General features: G+C 71.9%; 16 protein-coding genes. 8 read left to right on the top strand and 8 right to left on the bottom strand.

Features of this window, described 5'->3' with window-relative positions; all coding sequences use genetic code 11:
• Position 1 precedes the first annotated feature (1 nt).
• Positions 2-472 carry a molybdenum cofactor biosysynthesis protein gene (locus AB0K35_RS00425; protein ID WP_363882466.1) on the top strand — a complete coding sequence of 157 codons (471 nt, stop codon included), beginning with the start codon at positions 2-4 and terminating at the stop codon, positions 470-472.
• A gap of 157 nt (positions 473-629) precedes the next feature.
• Positions 630-1,157, top strand: coding sequence for a hypothetical protein (locus tag AB0K35_RS00420; RefSeq protein ID WP_363882463.1), 528 nt, complete (start codon positions 630-632; stop codon positions 1,155-1,157).
• A gap of 1 nt (position 1,158) precedes the next feature.
• On the opposite strand, the gene AB0K35_RS00415 is transcribed toward AB0K35_RS00420, so the two are convergent.
• The 3 genes from AB0K35_RS00415 to AB0K35_RS00405 all read right to left on the bottom strand — a co-directional run bounded on the left by AB0K35_RS00415 (position 1,159) and on the right by AB0K35_RS00405 (position 2,701).
• Positions 1,159-1,536 carry a nuclear transport factor 2 family protein gene (locus tag AB0K35_RS00415; protein WP_238669122.1) on the bottom strand — a complete coding sequence of 126 codons (378 nt, stop codon included), beginning with the start codon at positions 1,534-1,536 and terminating at the stop codon, positions 1,159-1,161.
• Between the two features lie 106 nt (positions 1,537-1,642).
• Complete coding sequence (locus tag AB0K35_RS00410) at positions 1,643-2,194, bottom strand: ATP-binding protein (protein WP_363883748.1); 552 nt, start codon at positions 2,192-2,194, stop codon at positions 1,643-1,645.
• Between the two features lie 174 nt (positions 2,195-2,368).
• Positions 2,369-2,701, bottom strand: a complete 333-nt coding sequence (locus AB0K35_RS00405) for a nuclear transport factor 2 family protein (RefSeq protein ID WP_238669123.1) — start codon at positions 2,699-2,701, stop codon at positions 2,369-2,371.
• 180 nt (positions 2,702-2,881) lie between these two features.
• On the opposite strand from AB0K35_RS00405, the gene AB0K35_RS00400 reads away from it, so the two are divergent.
• Complete coding sequence (locus tag AB0K35_RS00400; protein ID WP_238669124.1) at positions 2,882-3,268, top strand: DUF2267 domain-containing protein; 387 nt, start codon at positions 2,882-2,884, stop codon at positions 3,266-3,268.
• A 172-nt stretch (positions 3,269-3,440) separates the two neighbouring features.
• Positions 3,441-4,400, top strand: a complete 960-nt coding sequence (locus tag AB0K35_RS00395; protein ID WP_357360548.1) for a hypothetical protein — start codon at positions 3,441-3,443, stop codon at positions 4,398-4,400.
• A gap of 74 nt (positions 4,401-4,474) precedes the next feature.
• On the opposite strand, the gene AB0K35_RS00390 is transcribed toward AB0K35_RS00395, so the two are convergent.
• Both AB0K35_RS00390 and AB0K35_RS00385 read right to left on the bottom strand, forming a co-directional pair.
• The gene (locus AB0K35_RS00390; RefSeq protein ID WP_363882455.1) at positions 4,475-6,880 is read right to left on the bottom strand and encodes a ricin-type beta-trefoil lectin domain protein; all 2,406 of its coding nucleotides are present in this window, start codon (positions 6,878-6,880) and stop codon (positions 4,475-4,477) included.
• 248 nt (positions 6,881-7,128) lie between these two features.
• The gene (locus AB0K35_RS00385) at positions 7,129-7,995 is read right to left on the bottom strand and encodes a copper resistance protein CopC (RefSeq protein ID WP_363882452.1); all 867 of its coding nucleotides are present in this window, start codon (positions 7,993-7,995) and stop codon (positions 7,129-7,131) included.
• Between the two features lie 103 nt (positions 7,996-8,098).
• Here AB0K35_RS00385 and AB0K35_RS00380 point away from each other — a divergent pair, with 103 nt between their 5' ends.
• From AB0K35_RS00380 to AB0K35_RS00370, 3 genes are read left to right on the top strand one after another with little or no spacing between them, the layout of a single operon-like run.
• Positions 8,099-8,575, top strand: coding sequence for a hypothetical protein (locus tag AB0K35_RS00380; protein ID WP_363882449.1), 477 nt, complete (start codon positions 8,099-8,101; stop codon positions 8,573-8,575).
• Positions 8,576-8,580: 5 nt separating this feature from the next.
• Entirely contained in the window at positions 8,581-9,921 is a 1,341-nt protein-coding gene (locus AB0K35_RS00375) for a hypothetical protein (RefSeq protein ID WP_363882446.1), read from the top strand.
• A gap of 37 nt (positions 9,922-9,958) precedes the next feature.
• Positions 9,959-10,726 (top strand): nucleotidyltransferase domain-containing protein, encoded by a 768-nt coding sequence (locus AB0K35_RS00370; protein ID WP_363882443.1) that lies wholly within the window; start codon positions 9,959-9,961, stop codon positions 10,724-10,726.
• A gap of 34 nt (positions 10,727-10,760) precedes the next feature.
• On the opposite strand, the gene AB0K35_RS00365 is transcribed toward AB0K35_RS00370, so the two are convergent.
• The 3 genes from AB0K35_RS00365 to AB0K35_RS00355 all read right to left on the bottom strand — a co-directional run bounded on the left by AB0K35_RS00365 (position 10,761) and on the right by AB0K35_RS00355 (position 15,941).
• Positions 10,761-12,155, bottom strand: a complete 1,395-nt coding sequence (locus tag AB0K35_RS00365; protein ID WP_363882440.1) for an FAD-dependent oxidoreductase — start codon at positions 12,153-12,155, stop codon at positions 10,761-10,763.
• Between the two features lie 238 nt (positions 12,156-12,393).
• A complete protein-coding gene (locus AB0K35_RS00360) occupies positions 12,394-14,121 on the bottom strand; it encodes a hypothetical protein (RefSeq protein ID WP_363882437.1) in 1,728 nt (575 codons plus the stop codon).
• A gap of 245 nt (positions 14,122-14,366) precedes the next feature.
• Positions 14,367-15,941, bottom strand: coding sequence for a bifunctional NAD(P)/FAD-dependent oxidoreductase/class I SAM-dependent methyltransferase (locus tag AB0K35_RS00355; RefSeq protein ID WP_363882434.1), 1,575 nt, complete (start codon positions 15,939-15,941; stop codon positions 14,367-14,369).
• Between the two features lie 78 nt (positions 15,942-16,019).
• Between AB0K35_RS00355 and AB0K35_RS00350 the strand changes: the two genes are divergently transcribed.
• Positions 16,020-16,616, top strand: coding sequence for a helix-turn-helix transcriptional regulator (locus AB0K35_RS00350; RefSeq protein WP_112589922.1), 597 nt, complete (start codon positions 16,020-16,022; stop codon positions 16,614-16,616).
• The last annotated feature ends 10 nt before the right edge of the window (positions 16,617-16,626 follow it).

The raw sequence follows: 16,626 nt of genomic DNA, 5'->3' as shown, positions 1-16,626 counted from the left end.
CATGCCGGAGATCGTCGAGTTGTTGGCCTCGCCCGTGCACCGCTTCCTGGGCCGGCCCGCCGACGGCCCGGCCCCGGCCCCGCCCGGTGAGCTGGTTGACGCCGTCCGGATCCGGGCCGGCCTCGGCATCGTCGGCGACAGGTACTTCGGCCAGCAGGCACACCGCGACGCCAGCGTCACAGTCATCGCCCAGGAGTCGCTGCCGGTCGGCATCGGCCTGGCCGAGGTGCGGCGCAACATCCTCACCACCGGGATCGCCGTGGACGAGCTGATCGGCAGGGTGCTGGTGCTGGACTCCGGCGACGGCCCGGTCAGCCTGCGGGTCAACCGGGCGGCCCGACCGTGCGCCTGGATGGACGTCACCGTCGGCCCGGGGACGTGGAAGGCGCTGCGCACCACCGGCGGCATCCGCTGTACGCCCCTCAACGACGGAACCCTGCGCGTCGGCGCTTTAGAGGCCGTCGTGAGCTGAGGACAGGGCTCGACGTCGACGGCCGAGCTGGCGGATTCGGCGAGGTGACGCTCTGGCGAGCTGGCGCGTGGTAGAACCAAACCGCGCATCGGCTCGCAGGTCTCCGGGCAGCCGGGGGCAGTGCCGACGGGACCTCATCCGAAACAGAGGTGGTGCGTTGAACCTCGAGCTGCGGCAGCTCATCGAGGAGCTGCGGGCTGAGCTGGCCGATGTGCCGGACAGCCTGGCCTACGCCGAGTTCGGCGAGGGGGCGGGGATCGACGCCGTGCCGGCGGGGCTCCCGGCCGACCTCCGAGACCTCCTGCTGGTTGCCGACGGGCTGCGGGCGGGCCGGGTCGAGCTGGCGTCCTCGTCGACCCTCACCGGGATGCAGTACCACCTGGACTACGCGCCGGACTTCTCGTCCATCCCGCAGGACCGGGCCGGCTGGCTGGTGGTCGGCACCCGCAGCGACGAGCCGATCTTCATGGATCGCGGCACGGGAGCGATCTGGTACTTCCCACCCAACGGCACCGAATGGTTCATGTCCGACGCGTTCGAGGAGTTGGCCCCCGACGTGGAATCCTTCGTGGACTACTACCTGCTCGGGCCGGGCTACGCCGACCTGACCCCCGCCGACGACATGTGGTTCGCGTTCCTCGACGAGCAGGGCCTGCTCGATGAGGACGACGAGGACGGCAGCTGAGTCAGACCGGGCTGATGTGTGCGGCCAGGACCCGCCAGCCGTGCGGGTCGTCGTGCACCCACGTCCGGGTGTAGCGCAGCCGCGCAGCGAACGGCGCCCCCTCGGAGACGCCGGACACCCGGCCCAGGAAGAACGTCACCCCCGTCGCGCCGACAACGAGCAGGTCCAGCTCCTCCTCCACCAGTTCCTCAATGACCAGGCGGCGGTCCCGATGGGCGGCCAGGTCGTCCTGCTTGGTCTGGGTACGCCCGTCCGGGCCGATCGCGATCAGCTGGTCGACCAGCAGCTGATCGAGGGCGGCGACGTCACCGGCCCGCTGGGCGGCCTGCAGGGTGCGCTCGGCGTCGAGCAGTTCGGCCTCGCGTGCGCTGTCCGGCATCGTGACGTCCTCCCGTTCGGGTCCGACCCGGTGCCACCATCGGCCCGGGCTGTCCGCATTGTGGCAGCCAACCTGGCCGGGGGCGGATGGGGATCGCCGCCGACCTTCACAGACTCAGGCGAATCCGTACGACGGTCTCCCCCGGGCCGGTGAGCACAGCGACCTCGTCACAGATCTGCTCGACGATCGCCAGCCCGCGACCCCGTACCGAGTCGGCGGCCGGCATGCTCCGGCCCAACGCCCGCGTCGGCCCGTGGTCGACCACGTCGCAGAACAACTGACCCGGCTCGGCCCAGAGCCGTACCCAGCCGCCGCCGGTGGTGTGCTGCAACGTGTTGGTGGCCAGCTCGCTGACCGCCAGGGTCAACAGTTCCACCCGCTCTGCCGACAGGCCGCGGGCCAGCGCCCCGGCGCTGACGAACGCGCGCAGCGCTCGTATGTCGGTCGCGACCTGATACGCCATGGTGTCCGCGGCATGGGTGGGGACACTCTGCTCGGCCACGGTCTCCCGTCGCTCGCCCGGCATCAGCCCGCCCGGTGCGGCAGCCCGGCCAGCGGCACCGCGTTCCGCGCGGGTGTCGTGGGCGTGCGAGCCTCTAGGTGCGCCATCGGGCAGCCGGAACCCTTCTCGTAGCGACAGCTGTTGCCGCCACGTCATGTCACCCACTGCCCTCTTGACTGTCTCGTCCGTTCGGCGGTTGATCACCTGCGGGCGGGCCCGACCAGCCTCGCGGCCCCGGCGGCAGAGAGATCAGCGAGACCGCGCGAACAGCCGGTGCTGAGCCGAACTCGCGGCACGGCGTTCCCCTTCGTATCGGTGGGGCACTCGCCGTCAGGGACGGATGTCCAGGGCGCCGATCAGCCCGTCGCGCAGCGTGAACCGGTACCGCAGCTCGATCGGGCTGCCGGGGAAGTCACCGGACACCCGGGTGAGGGCCAGGTACGAGTCGCCCGCCTGCGACGTGACCCGGACCGGCTCGGCGGTGTACGAGTAGGCGTCCATCGTCTTCTGCCGCCAGGCGCGGATCGAGGCCCGCCCGTCGTACAGCCGGTCCTCGTCGGCGACGCTCGCGGTGTCCGCGAAGCAGGCGACGAAGGCGTCCAGGTCCCGGTCGTTGACGGCCCGGAAGTACCGGTCGATCACGTCGGGCAGGTCGAGGGCCATCTGCTCCTCCTGCGGCACGGGCCGCCGTCGGGCAGCCGTCGGGTTCCCGGTCCGACCTCACCGTACGAGAAGCGGACGGCACCGCGCGGAGCAACAAGCAGAACCATCCCGCTCCGGCTGCCGGGTTTGCTGCCGGTGGGCCCGGGTAGCCACGCGTTTCCGAAAGCGAAGGGCGGGGGCATGGCCGAGCTGGCGTTCGTCGACAAGGTTGCGGCACGGGCGGGTCTCCCGCCGGAGCAGGCGCGCCCGCTCACCGAGGCGGTCCTGCGGACCCTCACCGAGCGGCTCAGCGGCGGGGAGGCGGGCGCGTTGGCCCCCCACCTGGCCGACGAGCTGAGCCCGCTGCTGGTCAAGGCCGCCGAGCCGCCGGAGACGTTCGGCTACGACGAGTTCCTGCGCCGGGTGGCCGAGCGCGCCGGGATCGACCGGCCGGCCGCCGAGCGGGGCACCCGCGCGGTGCTCCAGACGATGCACCGGGTGGTCGGGCACCGGGAGTTCGAGGACGCCCTGGCCCAACTGCCGGCGGACCTACGGGCACTGGCGCAGCCGCTGCCACACGGCCCCTGACCGACGCCCCAGCGCCGCACGCCTCGGGCGTCGGTGACCGTTCGGTCCCTGGCGCCCCGCCATGACACCGGATCTACTGTGCGTTACCGATCGAACGCGCAGTGGTGGTGGCCCCGCGCCCGTCCGCCGGGTCGTCGCCGCTCCGATCCGAGGAGCGTCCCCCTTGGCGTCCATGGTGTCCCCGCGTCCCCTGCTGACCGCAGCGACGACCGTCGTCGCGTTGATCACCCTCGCTCCCGCTCCCGCCGCCGCGTCTGCGCACAGCTACCGGGTCGTCGACCTCGGCACCCTGAGCGGCGGTGACGGCGCCGCCACAGCGATGAACGACCGCGGCGACGTCGTCGGCTGGAGCACCGTCGCCAGCGGCGCGCGGCACGCCGTGCTCTGGCGCCACGGTGTCATCACCGACCTGGGCGTGCTGCCGGGCGACACGGATTCCAGCGCCGTGGACGTCAACGAGTTCGGTGACGTGGCGATCACCTCCTTCGGCCCGGACTACCTGACCCGCGCGGTGCTCTGGCGTGACGGCCAACTCCACGACCTGGGCACCCTGGGCGGGGAGAACAGCGTGGCGATCGGCGTCAACGACCGGCGGCAGGTGCTCGGCACCAGTGAACCGGCCGGCGACATGCCGCACCGCTTCCTGTGGCGCAACGGCGTCTTCACCGACCTGGGTCGGGAGTACTTCTACGAGTTCACCGCCGACTTCAACAACGCGGGCGACGTGGTGGGCGGGTTCAACGTGCCGCCGCAGGACTACCCGTGCACCTGCGTCGGTGGCCGGCTGCGCGACGGGGTGCTCACACAGATCGGCAGCGAGGCCGTCGGGATCAACAACCGGGGCCAGGTGGTGGGCGCGGCGAACGGGCGGGCGTTCCGCTGGCAGAACGGGACACTGACCGACCTCGGCACGCTCGGTGGCGACTGGAGTCGCGCCACCGCGATCAACGACCGGGGCGAGGTGGTGGGCCAGAGCACCACCACGGTGGCGTGGCGCCCGTTCCTCTGGCGCAACGGGGTGATGACCGACCTGACCACCCGGGGCGTGTGGGAGACCGACTCGATCGAGGACATCAACATCCGGGGCCACCTCGTCGGCGCCCGGGGTAACCGGCCGGTGCTGTTCCGCTGAGCGGAGATCCTCGCGCCGCTGACGGGCGGGGCGCGGTCTGACCCGCCGGTCAGTCCGCGCCCCCTCGTCCGAGGTCAGCCGGTTACCCCGCTGCTGACCACCCACTTCTGGTGTGCGCCGCCCGCGTACGTGCCGAGCTGGATCTGGGTGCGGTCGGCGCTGCTGCCGCCGGCGGCCTCCAGGACCTTGCCGGACTGCGGGTTGCGGATCGACCCGTCGGCCTGCGGCTGCCATACCTGTGCCGCGGTGGCGTTGCAGGTCCAGAGCTGAACCTTCGTGCCGTTGGCGGTGCCGCCGTTGTCCACGTCCAGGCACTTGCCCAGCACCCGGTACGTGTCGCCGACCTTCGTCCACGACTGTGCGGTGGTGCCGTTGCAGGTCCAGAGCTGGATCTTCGTGCCGTCGGCGGTGCCCGCGTTGTCGACGTCCAGGCACTTGCCACCGACGCCGGTGATGGTGCCGCCGGTCGGCGGCGGGGGACTGCCCGGGATCGAGTTGAGCGTGTACCACGCCTCGGTGCTCCACAGGGACTGGCCGCTGTTGGAGGTGAACGGGCGCGGTGACCGCAGGTGCACCACCCTGCCGGCCTTGCGACCGGGCACCGTGAGGCTGACCTTCTTACCGTCCGCCGAGAGGGTGGCCGAGGTGACTGTCAGGGTCTCCTCGTCGATCTTCGGACCGCCGTAGTTCGACGTCGCCACGTACCGCCACTGCTTGAGCTTGTAGCGCGCGGCCAGGTCGGTGGCGGTCGCCGTCGACACCGGCTGGGTGTACTCCACCTCGAAGCCGGTTGTGGTGGCGCGCATCGCGAGCATCTCGAACGTGGTGGCGGTGTTCGGCGTGAGTTTCTGCAGGCCGTACGAGAGCTTGCCGGTCTGGCCCCAGTTGCCGCCCGCGCCGAGCCCGCCGACGTAGATCGCGCCGTCCGGGCCGACGTTGACCTCGGAGACGCCCGCCTCCAGGCCCTGGGTGAGCCGGAACAGCGCGCCCTGGTACTCGCCGTTGACCTTTTCCACATTCGCGCGTTGCAGGCCGCCGTATGTCACGTCACCGATGACGAACTGGCCGGCGTAGCGACCGCTGGTCAGGTAGAGCGGCGTGCTGGGCGAGTTGGCGATCTCGTTCTGCGGCATCCAGAGCACCGGCTGGGTGACCGGTGCGGTGTCGAACGGACCCGCCGGGTTCGTGAAGTGGTTGAAGAACCGGCCCTGCTTGACGTGCACCAGCTTCGACGAGGGCAGCCAGCCGCCCTGGTTGTCGGTGACGAAGATGCCGCCCTCCGGGCCCCAGCCGATGCCGTGTGGCGTACGCAGACCGCCGGCGACGTAGCTGACCGCGCCGGTGTCCTTGTTGACCTTGAGGGTGGTGCCGCGGTTGGTGGCGGGCTGCGGGTTGGTGGTGGCGCCGCCGGAGTTAATCGACACCGACAGGTTCAGATAGAAGAATCCGTCCTGGTAGAGCAGGCCGAACGCGAACTCGTGGAAGTTGCCGCCGTACGGCCAGGTGGCGACGGTCTCCAGGCGCTCGGCCACCTCGTCACCGCCGGTGTTCACCAGCCGGGTCAGCCGCTGCTTCTCGGTCACGTAGACCACCCCGTCGACGACCTTGAGCCCCATCGGTTCCTTGAGGCCGCCGGCGATCTTCTTGGTGGTCACGGCGCCCGGGGTCGTCGACCCGCCGGTGTTGCCGAGGATCCAGACCTCGCCGTCCTGGGAGGTGCCGGACTGGTCGCTGCCGCCCCAGGTGCTGATGACCAGCCGGCCGTCGGTCAGCCAGTCCATGCCGGTGACCTTCGGCTGGAAGCCGCTGGGCCGCAGGTTGGTCAGGGTGTAGCCGGGGTGCACGCCGGTCAGCGGCAGGCCGTCACCGGGGGTGTCGGAGATCCCCTCGCACTCCTTGCGTCCGGGTGCGGTCACCCGGACCACGCCGGCGTCGGTGCTCAGCGCCGAGTTCGGTACGACAACGAAGGTCGACGAACCGGGAGTCTTCCACTCCAGGGTGATCTGCTGCCCGCCCCCACGCTCGAAGTGGTCGATGCGCAGCGGGTGCAGACCGGCGGTGAGGGTGACACTGCCCTCCTTCGGCGGGGTCGCGCCGTGCAGGCCGTCATGGTTGATCACCACGGCGTTGTCGATCGACAGACTGGAGCCGTCGTCGCTGCTGAGCCGGAAGGTGTAGCTGCCGGCCTGGGTGGTGGTGATGTTGCCGAGCACCTGCGAGACGAAGTTGTCCTCGAAGCCGAAGTCGGCCGCCGAGGTCCAGTTGATTGTGGACATCAGCTTGTCCACGTTAGGGGTCTGGGCCGGTTTGAGGGTGCACAACTCGGACAGCGGCACCTGCACGTCGAAGACGCGCAGCGTGACGCCCGGTTCCTGCGCGGGGGCGGCGTTGGCGGGGACGGCCCAGAGACCGGCGGCGAGGACGAGTGCCAGCGCACCCAGGACGGGATGGTGGAGTCGGCGTAGCAGGCGTGTGCCCATCGTTCCTCCAGGAGGCAGTGGAGTGTCCGACGGCCGGCGTGGATCAGCGGTGAGGATGACCGTCGGCCCGGCTCCGTAACGTCCTCGACGCCGACGAGTGACGTTGCGGAAACACCGGGTGGATGGCTCGCAACATTAAGGTGTTTCGATTGGAGTGTCCATGGCTTCGCCTTGATGCATCAAAAGTTTGCTATGTCCGTGCGAAAGTTCGCGATGGTACGCGAAGAGTGCCCGGCTATTGGAACTGTCTACCGCCGCCCGCGCCGCGCCGGACCGCCGGCCCGATTGCCGGTCTTCCGGGGCGGGTTGGCGGACTTGCGGGTCGCGGCTCCGCCCCGACCCGCGCCGCCGGCGGACCGACGATCCACTGCGGAGGATCCGCGCGTCGCGGGCCGGCGACGGGCCGCCACCAGCACGATCGCCGAGACCACGACGACGATCAGCGCCGGGACCAACCAGGCCGGGAACCCGCCGCCGCGTTGCTCCTGCGCCGCGCCGGCCGGGTTGTCCGCCGCAGCGCCGGTAGGGGCGACCGGGCTGCCGCTGGCCCCGGAGTTGGTCGAGCCCTCGCCCTCGGCCTGCGCGAGCAGTGCCGGATCCGGCCCCGACGTGGGCGCCGACCAACCGGCCGGGGTCGGCGTGCCGGGGCCCTGGTAGTCGAAGGCCACCTCGCCCCGCACCGCCTCACCGTCCGAGGCGACCGAGAGGTAACTGGCGGTGTAGCGGCCCTTCGCCGGCCAGTGCGCGACGGTCACCATCGCCGGGAAGCCGGTGTGGTAGAGCCGCGGCTCGAACACACCGTTGACCATGAAGTACTCGGTGACCGGCTTGTCCAGTCGCTTCGGCTCACCGTAGGACCACCCGTTGTCCACTCGCGACCCGTCCGGACCACTGATGGCGAAGTGCGCGTTGGACGCCGGCTTCTCGGTGAAGTACAACGCCAACTGGGTCAGCGGCTCGCGTACGACAGTGCCCTTCAGCGGGGTGGAGGTCGCCAGTTGGCCGTGCGCGGACGCCGGGGCGACAGGCAGCAGCAGCGACACCACCACTGTCGCCGCCAGCGCAGCCACGACACGGCTCAGGACCTTACGTACAGTGACCAGCTTCGATCGCATTCGTTCATCATGGTCATTTCCCCGGCACCGAACAAGACGTAGAGTTCTCCTCCCCGACGATCAACCCGACACCCGTCCCCCTCGCGTCGTTCGGAGTCCGCCCGTGCTCGTGACCACCCCCGCCGCCCGGACCGTCGCCACCCTCGCCGCCGCCACCGTCGCCGCGCTGCTCCTCGCCGGTTGTGGGCAGGACGACGACCCCTCCGTGGCCACCCCCTCGCCGGCGCCCACGGCCGTCGCCCCGTCGAACGCCACCTCCACCGCGCCGACCGCGACAGCCACCAGCACGCCCAGCGCCACCGCCAGCACCGCCGCCGTGGACCAACAGATCACCGTCACGATCGCGAAGAAGCGGGTCGACCCGCCGACCGGACGGGTCACCGTCAGTAAGGGCCAACTGGTCCGGATCACCGTCACCTCCGACGTGGCCGACGAGTTGCACGTGCACGGCTACGACCTGGGTGCCCGGCTGCCGGCCGGCACGCCCGGCTCGGTGGAGTTCCGCGCCGACAAGACCGGGCTGTTCGAGGTGGAGACGCACGAGTCCGAGCTGGTGCTCTTCCAGCTCGTCGTCCGCTGAACGACATGACGGCCGCCCCCTCACTGCTGGCACACGGCGTCGGTGGCCGCCAGGACCTGCCGATCACGCTGCCGCAGCTCGTCGTCGCCGCCGCGCTGACCCTCGTCGTCACGTTCGTGGCGCTGGGCCTGCTCTGGCGCGAGCCCCGGCTCGACCGGGACGCCGTCGGCGGTCGCCCGGTGCCGCGCTGGCTCGCCCGACTCGTCGACGCGCCCACGTTCCGGTGGGCGCTGCGCGGGCTCGGCCTGCTCGCCGTGGCCTGGTTCTGCCTCGGTCTGCTGGGTGGGCCGGACACCGCGGACAACCCGACCGCCGGAGCGCTCTACGTGCTGCTCTGGGTCGGGCTGGCCCCGCTGTCGCTGCTGCTCGGCCCGGTCTGGCGTGCGGTCAACCCGCTGCGCACTGTGCACCTGCTCGCGGCGCTGGCGGCACGGCGCGACCCGAACCGAGGGCTGCGTGAGCTGCCCGACAGCGTCGGTTGGTGGCCGGCAGCCGCCACAGTGTTCGGGTTCGTCTGGCTGGAGCTGGTCGCCCCGGACCGGGCCACCCTGCCGGTCATCACCGCCTGGCTGGCCGGGTACGCGGTGGTCATGCTGGTCGGCGCGGTCCTGTTCGGGGCCGGCTGGTTCGACAACGCCGACCCGTTCGAGGCGTACAGCACGGTGATCGGTCAACTCGCCCCGCTCGGTCGGGCCGCCGACGGCGTTCTGGTGTGGCGCAACCCGCTCGACGGGATCGCCGGCCTGCGACCCCGCCCCGGGCTGGTCGCCCTGGTGGTCGTGCTGCTCGGCTCGACAATGTACGACAGCCTCTCCAACGCGCCGGCCTGGTTGCGCTTCAGCCAGGAGAACGGCCTGCACCCGGCGGTCACCGGCAGCGCCGGTCTGAGCCTCGTCATCGCCGCCGTCGCGGTGGCGTACCTCGCCGCCACCGGTGCCGCGGCACGCATCGGTCGTGCCGACGCGGCCGAGGCCCGTGCGGTGCCGGGCGAGATCGCCCACTCCATCGTGCCGATCGCCGTGGGGTACGTGGTGGCGCACTACTACTCGCTGCTGATCCTGGAGGGCCAACGCACCGTCGCGTTGCTCTCCGACCCCTTGGGCGCCGGTGCCAACTGGCTCGGCACCGCCGGCTGGGAGCCGCAGACCGCGCTGATCACGCCCTCCGGGGTGGCGACCCTCCAGATCACCGTCATCATCCTCGGGCACCTGCTCGGCACGCTGCTCGCCCACGACCGCGCCCTGTACCTGTTTCCCCGGGCCCGGGCGGTGGCCGGCCAACTACCCCTGCTGGCGTTGATGGTCGCCTACACCGTCGCCGGTCTGCTGCTGCTCTACGCGGGGTAGCCCCGGCCGGCTGCCGACCCGTGCGTCATGATGGCCCGTGGACTCCGATCTTCAGCGCTACCTCGACGACCTCGTCAGCACCGCCCGGGACGTGCTCGGCCCCGACCTGGTCGGCGCGTACGCGGCCGGTTCGGTGGGGCTCGGGGCGTACCAGCCCGGCCGCAGCGACGTGGACGTGGCGCTGCTCAGCGCCGGGCCGCTCACCGAGGCCGCCAAGCAGACGTTGGTCGCCCGGCTGCGGCACGAGGCGCTGCCCTGCCCGGCACGCGGACTGGAGTTGGTCGCCTACGACCGGGCGGTGGCCGCCTCCGGCACCCCGGAGCCCGGCTTCGAGGTCGAACTGAACACCGGGGCCGGCATGCCGTTCCGGCGCACCCTCGACCCCGCCGACCGCCCGGACGCCGACGGCCGATTCTGGTACGGCCTCGATCGCAGCATCCTGCACCAGAGTGGACTCCCACTGCTCGGGCCGCCGGCCGGGGATGCCTTCGCCGACCTCGCCCCGGCCGACCTGCGCCGGCTGCTCATCGAGGCGCTGTCCTGGTGGCTCGCCCTGCCCACACCCCCGGCCGACCAACCCGCGCCCGGCAGCGAGGACGCCGTACTGGGCGCCTGCCGGTCACTGGTGCGCCACCGCGACGGCGTCTGGTTGGCGAAGGTGGCAGCCGGCCAGCGGCTGATCGACGCCGGCGACCGGGCCGAGGTGATCCGTCGGGCGGTCGCCGCACGCCACGGCGGGCCCCCGCCCACCGGGGCGCAGGCCCGCGCCTTCCAACAACGGGTACGCGACGAGATCGCCGGGTAGCCGTCGCCCGGTTGCCGGTCGGGCCTCGCGGCGCTCAGCGGACCGGGCTGGACTTCAGCGAGGCGAAGAGCAGGTTGAGACCCTCGGTCATTGTCGGGTGGGTGATGACAGCGTCCCGCAGGGCGGTCCACGGCATCCCGGCGAGCATGGCCAGCTGCACCGACGTGATCACCTCGCCGGCCTCGGCGCCGAGCAACGCCGCACCGAGGATCCGGTCGCTGCTGGTGTCGATGACCGCCTTCCACATGCCCTGGGTCTGGCGCAGGGTGCGGGCCCGGGGGATGGCGGCGACCGGCAGGTGGGCGACCTGGATGTCGTACCCGGCGCGGCGCGCCTCGGTCTCGGTCAGCCCGACCCGCGCCAGCTCCGGTGTGGTGAAGACGGTGTACGGGATCAGCCGGTCGGCGGTGCTGCGCTGGCCTCCAGCGAGGTTCGCGCGGATGATCCGGTAGTCGTCCAACGAGACGTGGGTGAACTGCGGGCTGCCGGCGACGTCCCCGGCCGCCCAGGTGCGCTCGGCGCTGGTACGCAGGTGCTCGTCGACGTCCACGAAGCCCCGCTCGCTCAGCCGTACGCCGGCCACGTCCAGGCCGAGCCCGTCGGTGACCGGTTCCCGGCCGGCCGCCACCAGCACGTCGTCCCCGACCACCACGCTGCCGTCGTCCAGCGTCACCCTGAGCGCGCCGTCGGCGTCCCGGTCGACCCGTGCGACAGCCACACCCACCCGTACGTCGATGCCGTCGTCGAGGAAGACGCGCATCACCGCGTCGCTGATGTCGGGGTCCTCGCGGGTGAGCAGCCGTGGACCGCCCTCGACCAGCGTCACCGCGCTGCCGAACAACGCGAACATCTGCGCGAACTCCACCCCGACGGTGCCGCCGCCGAGCACCACCAGCCGGGCCGGCAGCCGGTCCAGGCGCAGCAACTCGTCGCTGGTGAGCACTCCGGCCTCGGCCATCCCGGGCACCGACGGCAGATGGGGGCGGGTGCCCGTGTTGATCACCACGTCGCTGCCGCGCAGCAGCCGCTCGCCGCCGTCGGCGAGTGCCACCCGTACGGTCCGGGGGGCGATGAACCGGGCCTCGCCGATAACCAGGTGCAGACCGGAGTCGAGGAACTGCTGCCGGTTGGCGGCGACCATTCCCTCCACCACGTCCTGCTTGTGCGCGCGCAACAGGTCGATGTCGACCCGGCCGCCCTCCACCGCCAGGCCGAGCGCCGACGCGTCCCGCAGTTGGCGGGCGGCCCGCGCGCTGGTCACCAGCGCCTTCGTCGGGATGCACGCGACGTTGATGCAGCTGCCGCCGATCATGCCGCGCTCGACCATGGCGACCCGCTGACCGGAGCGGGCGACGTCCATGCTCAGCGTCTTGCCGGCCTTGCCGCCACCGACGACGAGAAGGTCGAACTCCTCCGGTTGGTCGGTCACCGGGCGCTCCTCTCGGTCACCGGCCAGGCCGGCGGCCACCGCTGGTGCGCGGCGGCCAGCCCAGCCTGCCAGCTCAACCGGCTACGGCGACCCGCTTCCGTGCAGAATCCGCCCGGACCACCCTCATCCCGCGATCTTGCACTTACTGTGCCGACGTAAGGGGGCATTTCCGCGCATCTGGGCAACCGAAACTGCAAGATCGGCGCGGGCGGGGCCGGGGGTGCAACCACGGGTGAGGTCAGTGGCGGGCGGCGCCGTTCTCGCTGACCGGCTGCCCGAAGGCCAGGAACGGCACTGGCGTCGGTGCGTCAGTGCCGATGTGCCGGGGGAAGGTCCGCTCGGCGTCGTCGGCGCCAACCTCGCGGGCCGCCGTAGGTTCGGACGTCGTCGACTCGTCCGCCGCCGCCGGTGCGTCCGCATGCTCGCCGTTCGCCTGCTCCGCCCCTGCCCGGTCGCCGTTCGCCTGCTCGGCCGGGGCCTGGTCGCCATTGGCCTGTTCCACAGGGGTCAGGTCGGCGTAGCGGTTCTCGACCGGGGTGCGGTCGACGGGCGCGGGGCGGAGCGGGGCGCGATCGGCGTCCGCATCGTCCACCGTGGGGCGCTCGGCGGAGTACCTGTCGACGCCGACGCGGTCGACGGTGAGCCGCTCGACGCCCACCCGCTCCGGGGCGGGCCGGTCGGCGTTGGAGCGGGAACCCACCATCGGGTACTCGGCGGTCTCCGTACCGCCGGCTGCCGCGGCCATGACCGCCGCGGCGGCGAGGTCGGCCACCCGCTTCGCCTCCCGCTGTACGCGGGCGCGGACCTCCTTGGCGTGCCGCTCGGCGGAGTCCCCGGCCCGCCGGGCCTCGTCCAACCGGGCACTTTCGGCGGTAAGGTCCCGACGGACCTCACTGAGTCGCTGCTGCATCCGGGACAGCTCGTTCTCCAGCGTCTCGCCCTCCTGGCGGATCTCGGCGAGCTGCTGGCGGCCGGTGTCCAGCTCGGCGTTCAGGTCAGCGGCCTCCTGCCGGCGCTCGTCAAGCTCCTTCTGCAGGGCGGCGAGCTGCTGCTGATGGCTGGCGGCCTGCTCGTCGGCGCGGTTGCGCAGCTCGGTCACGTGCTGCTGCGCCTCGGCGAGCAGCGCCGCGATCTGCTGCTCGGTCGCGCTGCGCTGCTCGGCCAGCTCCTGCTCGGCGGCGGCCTGCTGTTCGGCGATGTCCTGCTCGGCGGCGGTACGCCGCTCGTTGACCTCTCGCTCCACGCTGGCCTGCCACTGGGCCATCTCCTGCTGGTGCTTGGAGCGGGTCGACTGGAGTTCCTGCTGGATCTGGGTACGGGCTGACTTCATGAGCGCGTCGGCGGCCACCCGGGTCTGGTTGAGCTGCTGCGCGCTCTGCTCGGTGATCCGCTTGGCCTCGGCCTGGGCGCGCTCGTGCGCTGCCTCACCGTCGGCCCGCAACTGCTCGGCGTGCTCGCGGATCGCTGTCAGTTCCGCCTCAGCCAGGGTGCGCCGCTCCTCGTGCGCCTGCTCCTGCTCGGCCCGTCGGGCGGCCAGCTCCTCGGCCAGATCCTGACGTGCCTGCGCGGCCCGCTCACGGGTGTCGGCGAGGATCCGCTCGGACTCGCTGCGCAGCTCGTTGGCCCGGTCGGTGGCCGACTCGGTGATGATGCCGGCCTGCTTCTCGGCGAGCGCCATGATCTCGCCGACCATCGGGCCCAGATCGTGGAACGAAGCGCGGTCCACCTGCACGGGTTGCTCCTGAAGCTCAGCCAGTTCGGCACGCAGCCGCTGCACCTCGGCGGTCAGTTCACGGACGCGGACGGCGGAGCGCCCGTGCTCTCCGCTCAGCATCGCGATCTGGCCGTCGAGCTGCTCCAGGTGCCGGTCCACCTGGCGTTTGTCGTATCCGCGCAGGGCGAGCTCGAAGCTCGGCCGGGAGGCCGCATCGTCGCGTGCTGCGTGCGGCTCAGCGCCGATGGACATGCACCATCCTCCGTACGATCGGGGCGTCAGGGTCGGCGGTCGCCTGCCCCACTGGCCGTCAGTGTGGCGCAACGCTACCGCCGAGCGGACCTCATGCGAAGTCCTGCCCCACCACCTCTCACGTTGCCGTCCCGTGTGCCAGTGTTGCCGCGCCGATCATGGAGTCGTGGTGCCGGAACTGTGGTGCTCCGCCACCTTTGTCATCCACCACAACTCCATGATCGACGCCTGTCGGTGGTGCGAGGTCAGCGTCGGCGGGCGACCAGTACCGCGTCGTGGAGGGTGATGTCCTCACCGTTCTGGTCGGTGGCGAGGCGGGAGCGTTCCTCAGCCGCCAGCACCTCCCACTGGGCCGGCGCCAGATCGGCGGCCACGTCCTGCGCGGTGTACATCATGTCCGGCATGTGCATCCGGTGCGCCGACCCCCACAGATCCGACGGGTGGTGCCCGACGATCAGCAGGACGCCGCCGGGTGCCACTGCCGCGGCCAGCCGGCCGAACAACTCCCGCCGCTCCGTCGGTGGCAGGTGCATGAACTGCGCGGACACCAGGTCGTACGCCTCCTCGGTGGGCGGCTTCTCCCGTAGGTCGGCGTGGGTGAACTCGATCCGGTCGCCCACGCCGGCGGTCTCGGCGTGTGCGGCGGCCCGGCTCAACGCGGTGGTGGAGATGTCCACCGCCGTCACCTGCCAGCCGCGCTCGGCCAACCACACCGCGTCGGCACCCTCGCCGCTGCCCACGTCCAGGGCGCGCCCCGGGGCCAGGTCGGTGACCTCGGCGACCAGTTGCGGGTTGGGCCGGCCACTCCAGACCGAGGGGCGGGACTGGTAGCGCTCCTCCCACGCCGGTTCCTCGAACGTCGTGGCCACCAACTCCCGGTACGCGGCCACCGCGTCGCGGGTCTCCTCGGCGATGAGATCGGCGTTGATCGCCGCCGCCGCGTTCAGGCCGGCCCCGGCGGACGTGATCACCTGACCGCGGATGTCGGCCACGTTGCCCGCGACCCAGACACCACTGACGGTGGTCGCGCCGGTGGCGTCGGTCGGGATCTGGGCGCCGATGACGTGCTCGCCCATCGTCACCTCCTCCGGGGCCAGACCCAACCCCACCAGCATGTCGGCGCGGGGAGTCACCCGCGTCGCCACCACTATCGCGTCGAGCGCCACCACCCGGCCGTCGGCGAGCCGTACACCGGTCAGCGCGTCGTCGGTCACCTCCACAGCGGCGACCGGGCCGGGCACCACCGCGATGCTGCGGGCGGCGAGCCGCTCGGCGGTCTCCGCGTCCGGCGCCGGAGCGTCGTGCAGGAGGAGCAGCACGCTGGAACTCCACTGTCGCCACATCTCGGCCTGGTGCACGCTCAGCGGGCTGGTCGCCAGGACGCCGATCCGGCGGTCCCGAACCTCCCAGCCGTGGCAGTACGGGCAGTGCAGCACGTCGCGACCCCACCGCTCGGCGAGGCCGGGCACGTCGGGCAGTTCGTCGGTCAGGCCGGTGGTCACCAGCAGCCGGCGGGCCCGCACCGATTCCCCGCCGTCGAGGCTCAGCCGGAACCCGTCGTCGTCCCGGGTCGCGGCCTGCACCCGTCCGGTGCGGAACTGCCCGCCATACCCCGCCACCTCGGCCCGGCCGATCGCGAGCAGCTCGCCCGGCGGCGTCCCCTCCCGGCCGAGGTAGTTGTGTATCCGGTCGGCCGGCGCGTTGCGCGGCTCACCGGAGTCGATCACCAGTACCGAGCGTCGGGCCCGGCTCAGCGCCAGGGCTCCGCTGAGCCCTGCGGCACCGCCACCCACCACCACCACGTCATATGTCTCGTCCACCGGTATATCTCCCTCTTGCTCTGTCGGCTGCGCCCACCATCCGTCGCCGTCGGCAAGGTGGCAACTATCCTTGCCGTTATGGCAAACGAGGACAGCGCCGCGCTGGCGGCCGTCGGCCCCCGGCTGCGTGCCCTGCGTCACCAACGCGGGACCACGCTGACCCAGCTCGCCGACCTGACCGGCATCTCGGTGAGCACCCTGTCCCGGCTGGAGTCGGGTAGCCGTCGCCCCACCCTGGAGTTACTGCTCCCGCTGGCGAGGGCCTACCAGGTGGCGCTGGACGAACTGGTCGACGCCCCCGCCACCGGCGACCCCCGGGTACGCCCCAAACCGATAGTCATCCACGGCGTGACGTACCTGCCGCTGACCCGCCGGCCGGGCGGTGTCCAGGCGTTCAAGCAGATCTTCCCGCCGGACCCGTCCGCCGGGGGCCGAATCCCGCAGGCCCACGAGGGGTACGAGTGGCTCTACGTGCTCTCCGGCCGGCTGCGCCTGCTGCTCGGCGACCGTGATCTCACGCTGACCCCGGGGGAGGTGGCCGAGTTCGACACGCGCATTCCGCACCTCTTCTTCAACCCCGGCCCCGGCACCGCGGAGGCCCTCAGTCTCTTCGGGCCGCAGGGGGAGCGACTGCACGTCCGCGCCCGCCCCGCCACGCCCGACAAGCAGCAGTGATCAGCTCGGC

The sequence above is a fragment of the Micromonospora sp. NPDC053740 genome, from assembly GCF_040677775.1.
Taxonomy (GTDB): domain Bacteria; phylum Actinomycetota; class Actinomycetes; order Mycobacteriales; family Micromonosporaceae; genus Micromonospora; species Micromonospora alfalfae.
Note: the sequence above shows the minus strand (reverse complement) of the source record. Positions and strands in the feature narration are given on the sequence as shown.

Excerpts from the sequence above, each read along its gene's own strand:
- AB0K35_RS00425 (WP_363882466.1), top strand. The coding sequence starts at position 2 with ATGCCGGAGATCGTCGAGTTGTTGGCCTCGCCCGTGCACCGCTTCCTG.
- AB0K35_RS00415 (WP_238669122.1), bottom strand. The coding sequence starts at position 1,536 with ATGCCGGACAGCGCACGCGAGGCCGAACTGCTCGACGCCGAGCGCACC.
- AB0K35_RS00410 (WP_363883748.1), bottom strand. The coding sequence starts at position 2,194 with ATGACGTGGCGGCAACAGCTGTCGCTACGAGAAGGGTTCCGGCTGCCC.
- AB0K35_RS00405 (WP_238669123.1), bottom strand. The coding sequence starts at position 2,701 with ATGGCCCTCGACCTGCCCGACGTGATCGACCGGTACTTCCGGGCCGTC.
- AB0K35_RS00400 (WP_238669124.1), top strand. The coding sequence starts at position 2,882 with ATGGCCGAGCTGGCGTTCGTCGACAAGGTTGCGGCACGGGCGGGTCTC.
- AB0K35_RS00395 (WP_357360548.1), top strand. The coding sequence starts at position 3,441 with ATGGTGTCCCCGCGTCCCCTGCTGACCGCAGCGACGACCGTCGTCGCG.
- AB0K35_RS00390 (WP_363882455.1), bottom strand. The coding sequence starts at position 6,880 with ATGGGCACACGCCTGCTACGCCGACTCCACCATCCCGTCCTGGGTGCG.
- AB0K35_RS00385 (WP_363882452.1), bottom strand. The coding sequence starts at position 7,995 with ATGCGATCGAAGCTGGTCACTGTACGTAAGGTCCTGAGCCGTGTCGTG.
- AB0K35_RS00375 (WP_363882446.1), top strand. The coding sequence starts at position 8,581 with ATGACGGCCGCCCCCTCACTGCTGGCACACGGCGTCGGTGGCCGCCAG.
- AB0K35_RS00360 (WP_363882437.1), bottom strand. The coding sequence starts at position 14,121 with ATGTCCATCGGCGCTGAGCCGCACGCAGCACGCGACGATGCGGCCTCC.
- AB0K35_RS00350 (WP_112589922.1), top strand. The coding sequence starts at position 16,020 with ATGGCAAACGAGGACAGCGCCGCGCTGGCGGCCGTCGGCCCCCGGCTG.